This window comes from Streptomyces sp. SUK 48, assembly GCF_009650765.1.
Classification (GTDB): Bacteria; Actinomycetota; Actinomycetes; order Streptomycetales; family Streptomycetaceae; genus Streptomyces.
The window spans coordinates 6,166,334-6,181,828 of record NZ_CP045740.1; the positions used below are offsets into that span (position 1 = coordinate 6,166,334).

Sequence of the window (15,495 nt, forward strand, 5' to 3'; positions counted from 1 at the left end):
GTCAGCCCTCCGAAGGGGCGAGGCGCTCGAGCTCCGCCTGGGTGGACTTCAGCAGGTCGTTCCAGGACGTCTCGAACTTCTCGACGCCCTCGTCCTCCAGCACCTGTACGACCTCGTCGTACGAGACGCCGATCTTCTCCAGCGCGTCCAGGTCGGCGCGGGCCCCGGCGTAGGTGCCGGTGATCGCGTCGCCGCGGATCTCGCCGTGGTCGTCGGTGGCCTCCAGGGTGGCCTCCGGCATGGTGTTGACCGTGTTGGGCGCGACCAGTTCCTCGACGTACATGGTGTCCTTGTACGCCGGGTCCTTCACACCGGTGGAGGCCCACAGCGGACGCTGCTTGTTGGCGCCCGCGTTCTCCAGCGTGTTCCAGCGGTCGGAGGAGAAGACCTCCTCGTACGCCTGGTAGGCGAGGCGCGCGTTGGCCACGCCGGCCTTGCCGCGCAGCGCCTTGGCCTCGTCGGTGCCCATCTCGTCGAGACGGCGGTCGATCTCGGTGTCCACCCGGGACACGAAGAAGGACGCCACCGAGTGGATCTTCGACAGGTCCAGGCCGCGCTCCTTGGCCTTCTCCAGACCGGAGAGGTAGGCGTCCATGACCGCGCGGTAGCGCTCCAGGGAGAAGATCAGCGTGACGTTGACGCTGATGCCCAGGCCGATGACCTCGGTGATCGCCGGCAGACCGCCCTGGGTGGCCGGGATCTTGATCAGGGTGTTGGGACGGTCCACCAGCCAGGCCAGCTGCTTGGCCTCGGCGACGGTCGCCTTGGTGTTGTGCGCGAGGCGGGGGTCCACTTCGATGGAGACCCGGCCGTCCTGGCCGTCCGTGGCGTCGAAGACCGGGCGCAGGATGTCGGCGGCGTCGCGGACGTCCGCCGTGGTGATCATGCGGATCGCTTCTTCGACGGTGACCTTGCGGGCGGCGAGGTCCGAGACCTGGAGGTCGTAGCCGTCGCCCCCCGAGATTGCCTTCTGGAAGATCGTCGGGTTCGTGGTGACGCCCACGACGTGCTGCTGGTCGATCAGCTCGGCGAGGTTGCCGGACGTGATCCGCTTGCGCGACAGGTCGTCCAGCCAGATCGCGACGCCTTCGTCGGAGAGGCGCTTGAGTGCGTCTGTCATGGAATTACATCTCCTACGTGTCGTATATGAGCGTCAGCGCTGGGCGGCGGCGATGGATTCCCGGGCCTTCGCGGCCACGTTCTCCGCGGTGAAGCCGAACTCCTCGAAGAGCACCTTGCCGTCCGCGGAGGCACCGAAGTGCTCCAGGGAGACGATGCGGCCGGCGTCCCCGACGTACTTGTGCCACGTCAGCCCGATGCCCGCCTCCACGGAGACGCGCGCCTTCACGGACGGCGGCAGCACGGAGTCCCGGTACCCCTGGTCCTGCTGCTCGAACCACTCGACCGAGGGCATGGAGACGACGCGCGTCGCGACGCCGTCGGCCTGGAGCAGCTCACGCGCCCCCACGGCCACGTGCACCTCGGAACCGGTGGCGATCAGGATCACCTCGGGCTCCGCGCTCTGTCCTTCGGGCCCTTCGGCCTCGAACAGGACGTAACCGCCCTTCGCCGCGTCCTCGTTGGGCTCGTAGGCCGGCACGCCCTGGCGGGTCAGCGCGAAGCCGTGCGGCTGGCCCTTGCCGAACTCCTTGGTGTAGCGCCCCAGGACCTCGCGCCAGGCGATCGCGGTCTCGTTGGCGTCGGCCGGGCGGACGATGTTCAGGCCCGGGATGGCGCGCAGCGAGGCCAGGTGCTCGACCGGCTGGTGGGTGGGGCCGTCCTCGCCGAGGCCGATGGAGTCGTGCGTCCACACGAAGGTCACCGGCAGGTGCATCAGGGCCGACAGGCGCACGGCGTTGCGCATGTAGTCGGAGAAGACGAGGAAGGTGCCGCCGTAGACACGGGTGTTGCCGTGCAGCGTGATGCCGTTCAGCTCGGCGCCCATGGAGTGCTCGCGGATGCCGAAGTGGACCGTACGGCCGTACGGGTCGGCCTCCGGCAGCGGGTTGCCCGCGGGCAGGAAGGAGCTGGCCTTGTCGATCGTGGTGTTGTTCGAGCCGGCGAGGTCGGCGGAGCCGCCCCACAGCTCGGGGATCACCGGGCCGAGCGCCTGGAGCACCTTGCCGGAGGCGGCACGGGTGGCGACCGACTTGCCGGGCTCGAAGACCGGGATCTTCTCCTCCCAGCCGGTGGGCAGCTCGCCCGCCGCGATGCGGTCGAACTCCGCAGCGCGCTCGGGGTTGTCGTCCCGCCACACCTGGAGGTCCTTGTCCCACTCGGCCTTCGCGCGGGCGCCGCGCTCCAGGGCCTTGCGGGTGTGCGTGATCACGTCGTCCTCGACGGCGAAGGACTGCTCCGGGTCGAAGCCGAGGACGCGCTTGGTGGCCGCGACCTCGTCCGCGCCGAGCGCCGAGCCGTGCGCGGCCTCGGTGTTCTGGGCGTTCGGGGCCGGCCAGGCGATGATCGAGCGCATCGCGATGAAGGAGGGCCGGTCGGTGACCTGCTTGGCCGCCTGGATCGCGGCGAAGATCGCCGCCGGGTCCAGGTCGCCGTCCGCCTTCGGCTCCACGCGCTGCACATGCCAGCCGTACGCCTCGTAGCGCTTGGCGGTGTCCTCGGAGACGGCCGTCTCGGTGTCGCCCTCGATCGAGATGTGGTTGTCGTCCCACAGCAGGATCAGGTTGCCGAGCTTCTGGTGGCCGGCCAGCGAGGACGCCTCGGCGGAGATGCCCTCCTGGAGGCAGCCGTCACCGGCGATGCAGTAGATGAAGTGGTCGAACGGCGACTCGCCCTGGGCGGCCTCCGGGTCGAACAGACCGCGCTCGTAGCGGGCGGCCATCGCCATGCCCACCGCGTTGGCCACACCCTGGCCCAGCGGGCCCGTGGTGGTCTCGACGCCCTTGGTGTGTCCGTACTCCGGGTGGCCCGGGGTCTTGGAGCCCCAGGTGCGGAAGGACTCCAGGTCCGCCAGCTCCAGGCCGAAGCCGGCCAGGTAGAGCTGGGTGTAGAGGGTCAGGGAGGAGTGGCCGGCGGACAGCACGAAGCGGTCGCGCCCCACCCACTCCGGGTCGGCCGGGTCATGCCGCATCACCTTCTGGAAGAGGGTGTAGGCGGCGGGGGCCAGGCTCATCGCCGTACCGGGATGGCCGTTGCCGACCTTCTGTACGGCGTCGGCGGCCAGGACTCGGGCGGTGTCCACGGCCCGCTGGTCCAGGTCGGTCCACTCAAGGTCTGTGGTGGTCGGCTTGGTGCTCACCCTGGGTCAGGGCTCCTCTCCACATGTCGGTCGCCGGTCTTCGGGGCACGCGCCCACCCGGCCGCCGGCGTGCTTCTGCCCGCCGGCCGTTGTCGAGCCTACCCTCGTAAGGACGTGCGTTTTCGCGGGTGTTTCCAGACTGCCGGGCATCGACGGGATCCGCCTCCCGACTGGGCGAGACGGCATTTGGCACATGAATAAAGAGGCGCTCATCTGACCGCTCAAAAGAGTGGTGGGGGCCCTCTTTTGCGATCTCCGGCGAAGCGGTGTTCCGAGGGGACTTCGGGGCCGCTCGCGGGGAGCCGTCCGTGTGACCGCCAACACGACCCCACCCCCGCGAAGGCCGGGGTATGGGCAACGTCTAAAGTGGCGTGGTACGCGCGAGCCCTTCATGAAGACCTCATCCGGGGGAGGCTCGCTGGGATGTCTCTGTCAGGGGTGTGCGTGACGGCCGTCGAATCCCGTCCAGCTGCGGTGCTCGGTGGTACGAGCCCGAGCCCGGTCCACCGGCCGTTCGGGGCCCGTGCCAAGGCATTCGTGGCGCTGACCAAGCCGCGGATCATCGAACTGCTCCTCATCACCACGGTGCCGGTGATGTTCCTGGCGCAGCAGGGCGTGCCCGATCTGAAGCTGGTGCTGCTGACCTGCCTCGGCGGCTACCTCTCCGCGGGCGGCGCCAACGCGCTGAACATGTACATCGACCGCGACATCGACGCCGTCATGGACCGCACCGCGCAGCGGCCGCTGGTGACCGGCATGGTCAGCCCGCGCGAGTGCCTGGCCTTCGGCATCGGCCTCGGCGTCGTCTCCACGCTGCTGTTCGGGCTGACCGTCAACTGGCTCAGCGCCTGGCTGTCGCTCGGCGCGCTGCTCTTCTATGTCGTCGTCTACACGATGATCCTCAAGCGCCGCACCGCGCAGAACATCGTGTGGGGCGGCATCGCGGGCTGCCTGCCGGTGCTGATCGGCTGGTCCGCGGTCACGGACTCGATGTCCTGGGCGCCGATCATCCTCTTCCTGGTGATGTTCTTCTGGACGCCGCCGCACTACTGGCCGCTGTCCATGAAGGTCAAGGACGACTACGCGCGCGCCGGTGTGCCGATGCTCCCGGTGGTCGCCTCCAACAAGGTCGTGGCCCGGCAGATCGTCATCTACAGCTGGGTGATGGTCGTCGTCTCGCTGCTGCTCACCCCGCTGGGGTACACGGGCTGGTTCTACACGGTCGTGGCCCTCGCGGCCGGCGGCTTCTGGCTGTGGGAGGCGCACGGCCTCCAGAACCGGGCGAAGGCCGAGGTCACCGGCGCGAAGCTCAAGGAGATGCGGCTGTTCCACTGGTCGATCACCTACGTGTCGATCCTCTTCGTCGCCGTCGCGGTGGACCCGTTCCTGCGCTGACGCACTTCTTCTTCCCAGGGCGTTCTGACGGGAGGGGTGCGTGGTCAAGGCCACGCACCCCTCCCGTCGCCGTTCGATCTACTCGTCGGTAGCATCCAGGCATGGCAGACACGCAGCAGGTTGACGCGAAGGCCGAGCGCACGGTGGCCCGGCTCGCCAAGAGGATCAGCGCCTTCTCCCGGGCCCACGGCGGCGCGGAGGGGCAGGTGGCGTACATCGGGGAGCGCGGGGCGCGGATCGTGCTCGTCGGCGAGGACGGCGGCTGGGGCGATGTGGTGGCCCCCTCCTACGCGATCGCCGAGCAGGCGGTGGAGAAGGCCGGGATCACCCGGCACGAGGCGTTCGACGGCGAGTTCGCGGCAAAGGTGACGACCGGGCCGTACGAGTGGAAGCGGATGGCCGGCATCCAAGTCGGGGGCTGATCCCCGGCCGTGGGAGCGCCGCGGTGGGCGCGCTCCCGCCGCGGAGCCCGCTGCCGAATACCGCCCCGCGCGCCCGGCCGGGGCGCCACACTGGGCGGCATGCGGACGGAAGCACTGCTCGGACGATTTCTCGACGCCCTCACGCCGTTGCGCCCCCGCGCCGTCTGGGCGCACGGCTCGCTCGCCGGCGGTGACTACCAGGAGGGCCGCAGCGATCTCGACCTGATCGCGGTGCTTCCGGCGCCGCCGGGTCTGAAGACCGTACGAGAGGTCGTATCCCTGCACTGGGGGCTGCGCCGGGAGCCGCTCGCCGCGAAGCTGCACTGCAGCTATCTCGCCCCGGCCAACGCCGACGATCCGGGCCGGGCGCATCTCACCTGGGCGCACGGCCATGTGCTGCGCCGCCCGGTCACCCCCGTCACCCGGCGTGAGCTGCACGCCTTCGGCCGGGTGCTGCACGGGGAGGCACCGGCGCGCCTCTTACCGCCGGTCCCGGACCAGAACCTGCGCGCGTTCGTCGTGGCGGACCAGCGGGACTTCTGGCGGCCCGCCGTGGACCGGGCCCGGCTGTGGCGCCAGGACGTCTGGGTCGACCTCGGGCTGCTGACCTTCGCCCGGGCCACCGTGACCCTGCGCGAGGGACGGCTGATCTCCAAGCGGGAGGCCCTGGCCGAGCTGCCGGACCTCGGCGCGCCCGCCGAGGTCGTCGAGGACATCACCCGCAGGCGGTACGAGGACCCCGGCCCGGCCGGTGACGACACCTGGCTCACCCGGCGCGCCGCGCTGACCCGGTCCTATCTGGGCCCGGCGATCGACGCGCTGGTCGCCGCGTACGGGTGAGCGGGGGCGTCAGACGTTCGTGGGAACCGCGGCCCCGGCAGCGGGCTCGGGTGCTTCCAGCTCCGTCTCCGGGCGCTCGCGCAGCGCCAGCAGGACCCGCAGGACGCCGATCCACACCAGGCAGGAGCCGAGCATGTGGAGGCCGACCAGCAGCTCGGGCAGGTGCGTGAAGTACTGCACGTAGCCGATGACACCCTGGCTCAGCAGGATCAGGAACAGCTCCCGGGTGCGGACCAGCGGGCCGCGCGGGGCGTCGACGGCCTTGAGGATGAACCACAGGGCGAACGTCAGCGTCACCACGATCCACGCGAGCACCGCGTGCAGCTTGGCCACGGTCTCCCAGTCGATCGGGATCCGCTTGACATCGCTGGAGTCGCCCGCGTGCGGGCCCGCGCCGGTGACCACCGTGCCGGCCGCGACGAGCAGCCCGGCCGCGACGACCAGGAACCACACCAGCTGGACCACGGCCTTGCCGACCAGCGGCCGGGGCTCCGTGTCGCCCTCGCGGGTGCGCTGCCACATCACCGCCGCGACCGTGGTCAGCGCGGTCGCCAGCAGGAAGTGCGCGGCGACGGTGTACGGGTTGAGGCCGACCAGCACCACGATGCCGCCGAGCACCGCGTTGCCCATCACCAGCCAGAACTGCGCCCAGCCGAGCCGGGTCAGAGCGCGCCGGTACGGCTTCTCGGCGCGGGCGGTGATGATCGCCCAGCCGACCGCCGCGCACAGCACGTAGGTCAGCATGCGATTGCCGAACTCGATGGCGCTGTGATAGCTCAGCGCCTGCGTCGGCGTCAGGGAGCCGTCGGTGCACTCGGGCCAGGTCGGGCAGCCGAGGCCCGAGCTGGTCAGCCGTACGGCACCGCCGGTGACGACGATCACCACCGACATCACGAGCGCGATGAGGGCCGCCCGCTGCACGGTCCCCGGCTTCGGGGTCCAGCGGTCGGCGAGGAAGGCGAGCGGATTACGCAGGGCCGCTACGGCGTCGGCGCGGTTCAGCTTGGGCACGTCCACCATCGTAGGCCGCCGCTTGTGCACGCTTTCACGAGGGTCCCGTACCGGCGCCGTGTCGCCGCTCACGTCCACCGGCCGCCCCGGGGTGGCCCGCTCACTCCCAGCGGAAGAACTTCCCCGCCGCCGCGAGCCCCACGACCGCCCACACCGCGAGGATGCCCAGGTCGCCCCAGGGCATCCCGCCGCCGTGCTGGAGGACGTCCCGCAGGCCGCCGGAGAGGGCGGAGATGGGCAGCAGGCCGAGGATGTGCTGTCCGGCCGAGCCGAACCTGTCCAGCGGCACGATGACCCCGCCGCCGACGAGCAGCAGCAGGAACACCAGGTTGGCCGCGGCCAGCGTCGCCTCCGCCTTCAGGGTGCCGGCCATCAGCAGGCCGAGCCCGGAGAAGGCGGCGGTGCCGAGGACCAGGAGCAGGAGTACGGCGGCCGGGTTGCCGTGCGGGGACCAGCCGAGCGCGAGGGCGATCACCGCCAGCAGGATCACCTGGAGCATCTCGGTGACCAGCGCGGACGCCGTCTTCGCGGTCATCAGGGCCCAGCGCGGCAGCGGCGAGGCGGCGAGCCGCTTGAGCACGCCGTAGCGGCGCTCGAAGCCGGTGGCGATGGCCTGCCCGGTGAACGCGGTCGACATCACGGCCAGGGCGAGGATGCCCGGCGTAAGGAAGTCGACGGCCTTGCCCTTGCCGGTGTCCACGATGTCCACGGAGCTGAACAGCACCAGCAGCAGGGTCGGGATGACGACCGTCAGCAGCAGCTGCTCGCCGTTGCGCAGCAGCATCCTGGTCTCCAGGGCCGCCTGCGCCGCGATCATGCGGGGCAGGGGCGCGGCCCCCGGCTTGGGCGCGTACGTACCCGACGCGGTGGTCATGAGCGCAGCTCCTTGCCGGTCATTTCCAGGAAAACGTCTTCCAGGGTGTGCCGTTCGACCGAGATGCGGTCCGGCATCACCCCGTGCTGGGCGCACCAGGAGGTCACGGTGGCCAGCAGCTGCGGGTCGACCTTGCCGACGACCCGGTAGGCGCCCGGGGTCAGCTCGGCGGCCGTGCAGCCGTCCGGGAGCGCCTTGAGCAGGGAGCCGACGTCGAGCCCGGGGCGGCCGGAGAAGCGCAGGGTGTTCTCGGCGCCGCCCTTGCACAGCTCGTCCGGGGAGCCCTGGGCGATGACCTTGCCGCCGTCGATGATGGCGACGTCGTCGGCGAGTTCCTCGGCCTCGTCCATGTGGTGCGTGGTGAGGATCACCGAGACGCCGTCGGCGCGCAGGTCCCGCACCAGCTCCCAGGTGGCCCGGCGGGCCTGCGGGTCGAGGCCCGCGGTCGGCTCGTCCAGGAAGACCAGCTCCGGGCGGCCGACGACGGCCATGGCGAGCGCGAGGCGCTGCTGCTGGCCGCCGGAGAGCCGGCGGTAGGAGGTACGGCCGCAGCTGCCGAGGCCGAGCCGTTCGATCAGGGCGGCCACGTCCAGCGGGTGGGCGTGCAGCTTGGCGACATGGCGCAGCATCTCGTCCGCGCGGGCGCCGGAGTACACGCCCCCGGACTGGAGCATCACGCCGATCCGGGGCCGCAGCTCGGCCGACTGCCGCACGGGGTCGAGGCCCAGGACGCGCACCGTGCCGGAATCCGGCTTCCGGTACCCCTCGCAGGTCTCGACCGTCGTCGTCTTGCCGGCGCCGTTGGGGCCGAGCACGGCGGTCACCCCCGCCCCGGCCGTCAGGTCGAGGCCGTTCACCGCGGTCTTCGTGCCGTACCGCTTCACCAGGGCCGCAACTTGGACCACGGGCTCACTTCGCATGGGACCTGAGTCTAGGGAGAGCGCCCGCCGATCAGTCGCGGGGGTGCGGGAACCCGCGCGCGCCCGGTCCCCGCGCCCGGAGCCACCCCTCGGCGTAGGCCACGGCGTCCGCCAGCGGGAACAGCCGGGCGCCGGCCGCGCCCACCATGCCCCGGACGACGGGCCGCTCCCGCTCGAAGTCGCGGCCCAGTTCCGCGAAGGGCGCGGAGGTGATCGACACCTCGGTCACCGTCTCCCAGCCGCCGCCGGGCGCGGGCCGGCCGATCCGCGCGAGCGGGCCGGGCAGGCGGTACTCGGCCAGGTGGAAGGCGGTGCAGGTGTCGTAGCCGGTGCCGAGCAGCAGGACCCGGGCGCCCAGCTCCTCCATGCGGGCCAGGGGGCTGTGCTCGCCGAGCCGGCAGTCGGGGGCGTGGCCGTCGGTGATCTCCCGCGCGGGGGCCGAGGGCCGCGAAGGAGGTCTGCGGGTGCGCGCTGCGCAGGGCGCCCGGCCAGGTGCGCACCGTCTCCGGGATCACCCCGACGCCGAGGCTGGGGGTGATCAGGGGGTCGTACGGCGGCATGGTGGCCCGGATGCGGTCCCACCACTCCTCGGGCACCGGCGGGTTCTCCCACCGGGCCGGGTCGGAGAGGTCGGAGGACTGGGCGGGGACGGCGAGGGTGCCGCGGGGACCGAGGGCGTCGAGGAGTGCCCGGACGACCGTCACGGCTCCACCGTTCACCCACCCGAGGGAACTTAGGGACGAATGTACGAGGAGTGTCTCGCCGCTCTCGACACCGAGCCGCCGGAGTCCGGAGGTGATGTCGTCCTGGGTGACAAGAGGCCCGGTCGGAGGGGGTGTGGCCATGGCCGGGGAGTCTTCCGGACGGGCCGGCGGGGCGCCACCGGTTTCCTCGCCGACCGGCCTCCGGGTGATCGATCAGAGATCATTTCCGCAGGTCAGATTAGGTATACCTAAGTGATGCAGGGCACCGTCGATGATCCCTACGGCGCTTGTCAGGCCCGGATGAATTACGCAACAATGGCGTTGTGAAAAACGTCGGCGAGGCTCGGGAGGCCCTCACGGGGGCCCCGCAGGAGGAGTTCGCGACCGGTGAGCGCTCCACGCGCAACCGCGTCGTGCGATCCATCCTGGACCACGGGCCCTCGACCGTCGCCGAACTCGCGGGCCGGCTGGGCCTGACCCAGGCGGCCGTCCGGCGTCATCTGGACGCGCTGGCCGCGGACGACGTGGTGGAGCCCCGCGAGCAGCGGGTGTACGGCACGCGCACGCGCGGCCGCCCCGCCAAGGTCTTCGCGCTCACCGACTGCGGCCGCGACGCCTTCGACCAGTCGTACGACAAGCTGGCCGTGGACGCGCTGCGCTGGATCGCCGAGCACGAGGGCGGGGCCGGCGCGGTCTCCGCCTTCGCGCGCGCCCGGATCGCCGCCCAGGCGACGGCGTACCGCCGGGCGATCGAGAGCGTGAGCCCCGACAAGCGCACGGAAGCGCTGGCCAAGGCCCTGAGCGCGGACGGGTACGCTGCTACGGCGCGCAGCGCACCGGTCGGCGAGCAGCTCTGCCAGCACCACTGCCCGGTCGCCCATGTCGCGGAGCAGTACCCGCAGCTGTGCGAGGCGGAGACGGAGATTTTCGCCGAGCTGCTGGGTACCCACGTCCAGCGACTGGCGACCATCGCGCACGGCGACGGCGTCTGCACGACGTTCATTCCCAAGATTTCCACTGACGCACCTGCAAGCACGGCCGGGAGGAACCCCGCATGACTCTCCCCACGGAGACTGCCCACCCTGAGCTGGAGGGCCTGGGCAAGTACGAATACGGCTGGGCCGACTCCGACGTGGCCGGTGCCTCCGCCCGGCGCGGTCTGAACGACGACGTGGTCCGCGACATCTCCGGCAAGAAGTCGGAGCCGGAGTGGATGACCAAGCTGCGCCTCAAGGGCCTCAGGCTCTTCGAGAAGAAGCCCATGCCGAACTGGGGCTCCGACCTCTCGGGCATCGACTTCGACAACATCAAGTACTTCGTGCGCTCCACGGAGAAGCAGGCGGAGTCCTGGGAGGACCTGCCCGAGGACATCAAGAACACCTACGACAAGCTGGGCATCCCCGAGGCCGAGAAGCAGCGCCTGGTCGCCGGCGTGGCCGCCCAGTACGAGTCGGAGGTCGTCTACCACCAGATCCGCGAGGACCTGGAGGAGCAGGGTGTCATCTTCCTGGACACCGACACCGCCCTCAAGGAGCACCCGGAGCTCTTCAAGGAGTACTTCGGCACGGTCATCCCGGCCGGCGACAACAAGTTCGCCGCGCTGAACACGGCCGTGTGGTCCGGCGGCTCCTTCATCTACGTGCCGAAGGGCGTGCACGTGGAGATCCCGCTCCAGGCTTACTTCCGTATCAACACGGAGAACATGGGCCAGTTCGAGCGGACCCTGATCATCGTCGACGAGGGTGCCTACGTGCACTACGTCGAGGGCTGTACCGCGCCGATCTACAAGTCGGACTCGCTGCACAGCGCCGTGGTCGAGATCATCGTCAAGAAGAACGCCCGCTGCCGCTACACGACCATCCAGAACTGGTCGAACAACGTCTACAACCTGGTCACCAAGCGCGCCGTGGCGTACGAGGGCGCGACCATGGAGTGGATCGACGGCAACATCGGCTCCAAGGTGACGATGAAGTACCCGGCCGTCTACCTGATGGGCGAGCACGCCAAGGGCGAGACCCTGTCCATCGCCTTCGCGGGCGAGGGCCAGCACCAGGACGCCGGCTCCAAGATGGTCCACATGGCGCCGAACACGTCGTCCAACATCGTCTCGAAGTCCGTGGCCCGCGGCGGCGGCCGCACCTCGTACCGCGGTCTGGTCGAGATCGGCGAGGGCGCCCACGGCTCCAAGTCGAACGTGCTGTGCGACGCGCTGCTCGTCGACACCATCTCCCGCTCCGACACGTACCCGTACGTCGACGTCCGCGAGGACGACGTGTCCATGGGCCACGAGGCGACCGTCTCCAAGGTCTCCGAGGACCAGCTCTTCTACCTGATGAGCCGCGGTCTGACCGAGTTCGAGGCGATGGCGATGATCGTGCGCGGCTTCGTCGAGCCGATCGCCAAGGAGCTGCCCATGGAGTACGCGCTGGAGCTCAACCGGCTGATCGAGCTTCAGATGGAGGGCGCGGTTGGCTGACCGCCCACCGCCCCACCATCAAGCCACTGACCTGAGAAAGCGAGCAATACGACAGCCATGGCTGAGGCTCAGAACATCCCGGTTGGCTCCACCACCGCCGGCCAGATCGCGGTGGCCGCGGAGTCGACCGTCGCCACGCGCATGAGCGTGCCCCCGTCCTTCGACGTCGCGGACTTCCCCGTCCCGCACGGCCGCGAGGAGGAGTGGCGGTTCACCCCGCTGGAGCGCCTGCGCGGGCTGCACGACGGCACCGCCGTCGCCACCGGTGACGGCGTGAAGGTCGATGTGCAGGCCCCCGAGGGCGTCGTCGTCGAGACCGTGGGCCGCGACGACGCGCGCCTCGGCCGCGCGGGCACCCCGGTGGACCGGATCGCCGCCCAGGCGTACTCCGCCTTCGAGCAAGCCTCGGTCGTGACCGTCCCCAAGGAGACCGTGCTCACCGAGCCGGTCCGCATCGCCGTGCACGGCGAGGGCGGCACCGCCTTCGCCCACCAGGTGATCGAGCTGGGCGCCTTCGCCGAGGCCGTGGTCGTCATCGACCACACCGGTGACGCGGTCCTCGCGGCCAACGTCGACTACGTGCTCGGTGACGGCGCCAAGCTCACCGTCGTCTCCGTCCAGGACTGGGACGACAAGGCCGTCCACACCGCCCAGCACAACGCGCTGATCGGCCGGGACGCGTCCTTCAAGTCGGTCGTCGTCACCTTCGGCGGCGACGTCGTACGGCTGCACCCGCGCGTCGCCTACGCGGGCCCCGGCGGCGAGGCCGAGCTGTACGGCCTGTACTTCACCGACGCGGGCCAGCACCAGGAGCACCGCCTCCTGGTCACGCACAACACCCCGCACTGCAAGTCGAACGTCGTCTACAAGGGCGCGCTCCAGGGCGACGACGCGCACGCGGTCTGGATCGGCGACGTGCTCATCGAGGCCAAGGCCGAGGGCACCGACACCTACGAGATGAACCGCAACCTGGTCCTCACCGACGGCGCCCGCGTCGACTCGGTGCCGAACCTGGAGATCGAGACCGGCGAGATCGTGGGCGCCGGCCACGCCTCCGCCACCGGCCGCTTCGACGACGAGCAGCTGTTCTACCTGATGGCCCGCGGCATCCCCGAGCAGGACGCCCGCCGCCTGGTGGTCCGCGGCTTCTTCGCCGAGCTCGTCCAGCAGATCGGCGTCCCCGACATCGAGGAGCGCCTGCTCGAAAGGATCGAGCAGGAGCTGGGAGCCTCGGTCGCATGAGTTTCGTACGCGCCTGTGGGCTGAGCGAGCTGACCGAGGACACCCCCAAACGGGTGGAACTCGACGGCACGCCGGTCTCGGTCGTCCGCACCGAGGGGGAGGTGTTCGCCATCTACGACATCTGCTCCCACGCGAACGTCTCGCTCTCCGAGGGCGAGGTGGAGGACTGCCAGATCGAGTGCTGGCTGCACGGCTCCGCGTTCGACCTGCGCACCGGCAAGCCGTCCGGTCTCCCCGCGACGCGCCCCGTACCCGTATACCCCGTAAAGATCGAAGGGGACGACGTGCTCGTCTCCCTCACCCAGGAGTCCTGAGGCATCCATGGCAACGCTTGAAATCCGAGACCTGCACGTCACCGTCGAGGCCGACAACGCCACGAAGGAGATCCTCAAGGGCGTCGACCTGACCGTGAAGCAGGGCGAGACGCACGCCATCATGGGCCCCAACGGCTCCGGCAAGTCGACCCTCGCCTACTCGCTCGCGGGTCACCCGAAGTACACGATCACCGAGGGCACCGTGCTGCTCGACGGCGAGGACGTCCTGGAGATGTCCGTCGACGAGCGCGCCCGCGCCGGCCTGTTCCTGGCCATGCAGTACCCGGTCGAGGTCCCCGGCGTCTCGGTCTCCAACTTCCTGCGCACCTCCGCCACCGCCGTGCGCGGCGAGGCCCCCAAGCTGCGCACCTGGGTGAAGGAGGTCAAGGAGGCCATGGAGCGTCTCCACATGGACCCCTCCTTCGCCGAGCGCAATGTCAACGAGGGCTTCTCCGGCGGCGAGAAGAAGCGCCACGAGATCCTCCAGCTCGAACTGCTCAAGCCGAAGATGGCGATCCTGGACGAGACCGACTCGGGCCTGGACGTCGACGCGCTGCGCATCGTCTCCGAGGGCGTCAACCGCGTCCGCGAGACGGGCGAGGTCGGCACCCTGCTGATCACGCACTACACGCGCATCCTGCGCTACATCAAGCCCGACCACGTCCACGTGTTCGCCGGCGGCCGCATCGTCGAGTCCGGCGGCCCGGAGCTCGCGGACAAGCTGGAGAACGAGGGCTACGAGGCATATGTGAAGGGTGGCGCATCCGCGTGACACAGCTGTCGGGCCTCCTCGACACCGAGGCGATCCGCAAGGACTTCCCCGTCCTGGACCGTGTCGTCCACGACAACAGGAAGCTCGTGTACCTGGACAACGCGGCGACCAGCCAGAAGCCGCGCCAGGTACTGGACGCCCTCAACGAGTACTACGAGCGTTACAACGCCAACGTCCACCGCGGCGTGCACGTCCTCGCCGAGGAGGCCACGGCGCTGTACGAGGGCGCGCGCGACAAGGTGGCGGAGTTCGTCAACGCCCCGAGCCGCGACGAGGTGATCTTCACCAAGAACGCCTCCGAGTCCCTCAACCTCGTGGCCAACATGCTGGGCTGGGCCGACGAGCCCTACCGGGTCGACCACGAGACCGAGATCGTCATCACGGAGATGGAGCACCACTCCAACATCGTGCCGTGGCAGCTGCTGGCGCAGCGCACCGGCGCGAAGCTGAAGTGGTTCGGCCTGACCGACGACGGCCGCCTGGACCTGTCGAACATCGACGAGGTCATCACCGAGAAGACGAAGATCGTCTCCTTCGTGCTGGTCTCCAACATCCTCGGCACCGTCAACCCGGTCGAGGCGATAGTGCGCCGCGCCCAGGAGGTCGGCGCGCTGGTGTGCGTCGACGCCTCCCAGGCCGCGCCGCACATGCCGCTGGACGTGCAGGCCCTCCAGGCCGACTTCGTGGCCTTCACCGGCCACAAGATGTGCGGTCCGACCGGCATCGGCGTGCTGTGGGGCCGCCAGGAGCTGCTGGAGGACCTGCCGCCGTTCCTGGGCGGCGGAGAGATGATCGAGACCGTCTCGATGCACTCCTCCACGTACGCCCCGGCGCCGCACAAGTTCGAGGCGGGCACGCCCCCGATCGCGCAGGCGGTCGGCCTGGGCGCGGCGATCGACTACCTCCAGGCGATCGGCATGGAGAAGATCCTCGCGCACGAGCACGCGCTCACCCAGTACGCGGTGGAGCGGCTGGCCCAGGTCCCCGATCTGCGGATCATCGGCCCGACCACGGCCGAGGACCGGGGCGCCGCGATCTCCTTCACCCTGGGCGACATCCACCCGCACGACGTGGGCCAGGTCCTGGACGAACAGGGCATCGCGGTCCGCGTCGGCCACCACTGTGCCCGCCCGGTCTGCCTGCGCTACGGAATTCCCGCGACCACGCGAGCGTCGTTCTATCTGTACTCCACGCCGGCCGAGATCGACGCTCTGGTCGACGGCCTGGAGCACGTACGGAACTTCTTCGGCTGAGAGGCGTGTCGAAAAC

At 70.2% G+C, this 15,495-nt stretch carries 14 protein-coding genes and 1 pseudogene; 9 read left to right on the top strand and 6 right to left on the bottom strand.

Annotation, left to right across the window (positions count from 1 at the left end):
- Position 1: 1 nt before the first annotated feature.
- Together tal and tkt are read right to left on the bottom strand one after the other, a co-directional pair.
- Positions 2 to 1,120: a transaldolase gene (tal, locus tag GHR20_RS27230; RefSeq protein ID WP_153814668.1), complete on the bottom strand. Its 1,119-nt coding sequence runs from the start codon at positions 1,118 to 1,120 to the stop codon at positions 2 to 4.
- Between the two features lie 33 nt (positions 1,121 to 1,153).
- Entirely contained in the window at positions 1,154 to 3,256 is a 2,103-nt protein-coding gene (gene tkt, locus GHR20_RS27235) for a transketolase (RefSeq protein WP_153814670.1), read from the bottom strand.
- Positions 3,257 to 3,679: 423 nt separating this feature from the next.
- On the opposite strand from tkt, the gene GHR20_RS27240 reads away from it, so the two are divergent.
- The 3 genes from GHR20_RS27240 to GHR20_RS27250 all read left to right on the top strand — a co-directional run bounded on the left by GHR20_RS27240 (position 3,680) and on the right by GHR20_RS27250 (position 5,913).
- A complete protein-coding gene (locus tag GHR20_RS27240) occupies positions 3,680 to 4,651 on the top strand; it encodes a heme o synthase (RefSeq protein ID WP_111586358.1) in 972 nt (323 codons plus the stop codon).
- A gap of 101 nt (positions 4,652 to 4,752) precedes the next feature.
- Positions 4,753 to 5,073, top strand: coding sequence for a hypothetical protein (locus tag GHR20_RS27245; protein ID WP_148027271.1), 321 nt, complete (start codon positions 4,753 to 4,755; stop codon positions 5,071 to 5,073).
- Between the two features lie 99 nt (positions 5,074 to 5,172).
- A complete protein-coding gene (locus GHR20_RS27250; protein WP_153814671.1) occupies positions 5,173 to 5,913 on the top strand; it encodes a nucleotidyltransferase domain-containing protein in 741 nt (246 codons plus the stop codon).
- A gap of 9 nt (positions 5,914 to 5,922) precedes the next feature.
- Here the strand turns inward: GHR20_RS27250 and GHR20_RS27255 are convergent, their stop codons facing one another.
- The 4 genes and pseudogenes from GHR20_RS27255 to GHR20_RS27270 form a co-directional block, all read right to left on the bottom strand.
- Positions 5,923 to 6,933 (bottom strand): COX15/CtaA family protein, encoded by a 1,011-nt coding sequence (locus GHR20_RS27255; RefSeq protein WP_153816152.1) that lies wholly within the window; start codon positions 6,931 to 6,933, stop codon positions 5,923 to 5,925.
- A 91-nt stretch (positions 6,934 to 7,024) separates the two neighbouring features.
- Positions 7,025 to 7,798, bottom strand: a complete 774-nt coding sequence (locus tag GHR20_RS27260; protein WP_153814672.1) for an ABC transporter permease — start codon at positions 7,796 to 7,798, stop codon at positions 7,025 to 7,027.
- Positions 7,795 to 8,718, bottom strand: a complete 924-nt coding sequence (locus GHR20_RS27265; RefSeq protein ID WP_153814673.1) for an ABC transporter ATP-binding protein — start codon at positions 8,716 to 8,718, stop codon at positions 7,795 to 7,797. Before GHR20_RS27265 ends, GHR20_RS27260 begins: the two co-directional genes overlap by 4 nt.
- Before the next feature lie 31 nt (positions 8,719 to 8,749).
- Positions 8,750 to 9,563 (bottom strand): annotated as a pseudogene (locus GHR20_RS27270) (AAC(3) family N-acetyltransferase).
- 182 nt (positions 9,564 to 9,745) lie between these two features.
- Between GHR20_RS27270 and GHR20_RS27275 the strand changes: the two are divergent.
- From GHR20_RS27275 to GHR20_RS27300, 6 genes are read left to right on the top strand one after another with little or no spacing between them, the layout of a single operon-like run.
- A complete protein-coding gene (locus GHR20_RS27275) occupies positions 9,746 to 10,480 on the top strand; it encodes a metalloregulator ArsR/SmtB family transcription factor (protein WP_111586365.1) in 735 nt (244 codons plus the stop codon).
- A complete protein-coding gene (gene sufB, locus GHR20_RS27280; protein ID WP_037656716.1) occupies positions 10,477 to 11,898 on the top strand; it encodes a Fe-S cluster assembly protein SufB in 1,422 nt (473 codons plus the stop codon). Before GHR20_RS27275 ends, sufB begins: the two co-directional genes overlap by 4 nt.
- 57 nt (positions 11,899 to 11,955) lie before the next feature.
- Entirely contained in the window at positions 11,956 to 13,140 is a 1,185-nt protein-coding gene (gene sufD, locus GHR20_RS27285) for a Fe-S cluster assembly protein SufD (protein WP_153814674.1), read from the top strand.
- On the top strand, positions 13,137 to 13,454 hold the full coding sequence (locus GHR20_RS27290) for a non-heme iron oxygenase ferredoxin subunit (RefSeq protein ID WP_086807131.1): 318 nt from the start codon (positions 13,137 to 13,139) through the stop codon (positions 13,452 to 13,454). Before sufD ends, GHR20_RS27290 begins: the two co-directional genes overlap by 4 nt.
- A 7-nt stretch (positions 13,455 to 13,461) precedes the next feature.
- Positions 13,462 to 14,226: a Fe-S cluster assembly ATPase SufC gene (gene sufC, locus GHR20_RS27295; RefSeq protein ID WP_046417104.1), complete on the top strand. Its 765-nt coding sequence runs from the start codon at positions 13,462 to 13,464 to the stop codon at positions 14,224 to 14,226.
- Positions 14,223 to 15,479 (top strand): cysteine desulfurase, encoded by a 1,257-nt coding sequence (locus tag GHR20_RS27300; protein ID WP_111586367.1) that lies wholly within the window; start codon positions 14,223 to 14,225, stop codon positions 15,477 to 15,479. The genes sufC and GHR20_RS27300 overlap by 4 nt, the downstream gene beginning before the upstream one ends.
- Positions 15,480 to 15,495 lie beyond the last annotated feature (16 nt).

Coding starts and splice junctions, on each gene's coding strand:
- GHR20_RS27265 (WP_153814673.1), bottom strand. CDS start 8,718: ATGCGAAGTGAGCCCGTGGTCCAAGTTGCGGCCCTGGTGAAGCGGTAC.
- sufC (WP_046417104.1), top strand. CDS start 13,462: ATGGCAACGCTTGAAATCCGAGACCTGCACGTCACCGTCGAGGCCGAC.
- GHR20_RS27290 (WP_086807131.1), top strand. CDS start 13,137: ATGAGTTTCGTACGCGCCTGTGGGCTGAGCGAGCTGACCGAGGACACC.
- sufD (WP_153814674.1), top strand. CDS start 11,956: ATGGCTGAGGCTCAGAACATCCCGGTTGGCTCCACCACCGCCGGCCAG.
- GHR20_RS27240 (WP_111586358.1), top strand. CDS start 3,680: ATGTCTCTGTCAGGGGTGTGCGTGACGGCCGTCGAATCCCGTCCAGCT.
- GHR20_RS27255 (WP_153816152.1), bottom strand. CDS start 6,933: ATGGTGGACGTGCCCAAGCTGAACCGCGCCGACGCCGTAGCGGCCCTG.
- GHR20_RS27245 (WP_148027271.1), top strand. CDS start 4,753: ATGGCAGACACGCAGCAGGTTGACGCGAAGGCCGAGCGCACGGTGGCC.
- sufB (WP_037656716.1), top strand. CDS start 10,477: ATGACTCTCCCCACGGAGACTGCCCACCCTGAGCTGGAGGGCCTGGGC.
- GHR20_RS27260 (WP_153814672.1), bottom strand. CDS start 7,798: ATGACCACCGCGTCGGGTACGTACGCGCCCAAGCCGGGGGCCGCGCCC.
- tal (WP_153814668.1), bottom strand. CDS start 1,120: ATGACAGACGCACTCAAGCGCCTCTCCGACGAAGGCGTCGCGATCTGG.
- GHR20_RS27250 (WP_153814671.1), top strand. CDS start 5,173: ATGCGGACGGAAGCACTGCTCGGACGATTTCTCGACGCCCTCACGCCG.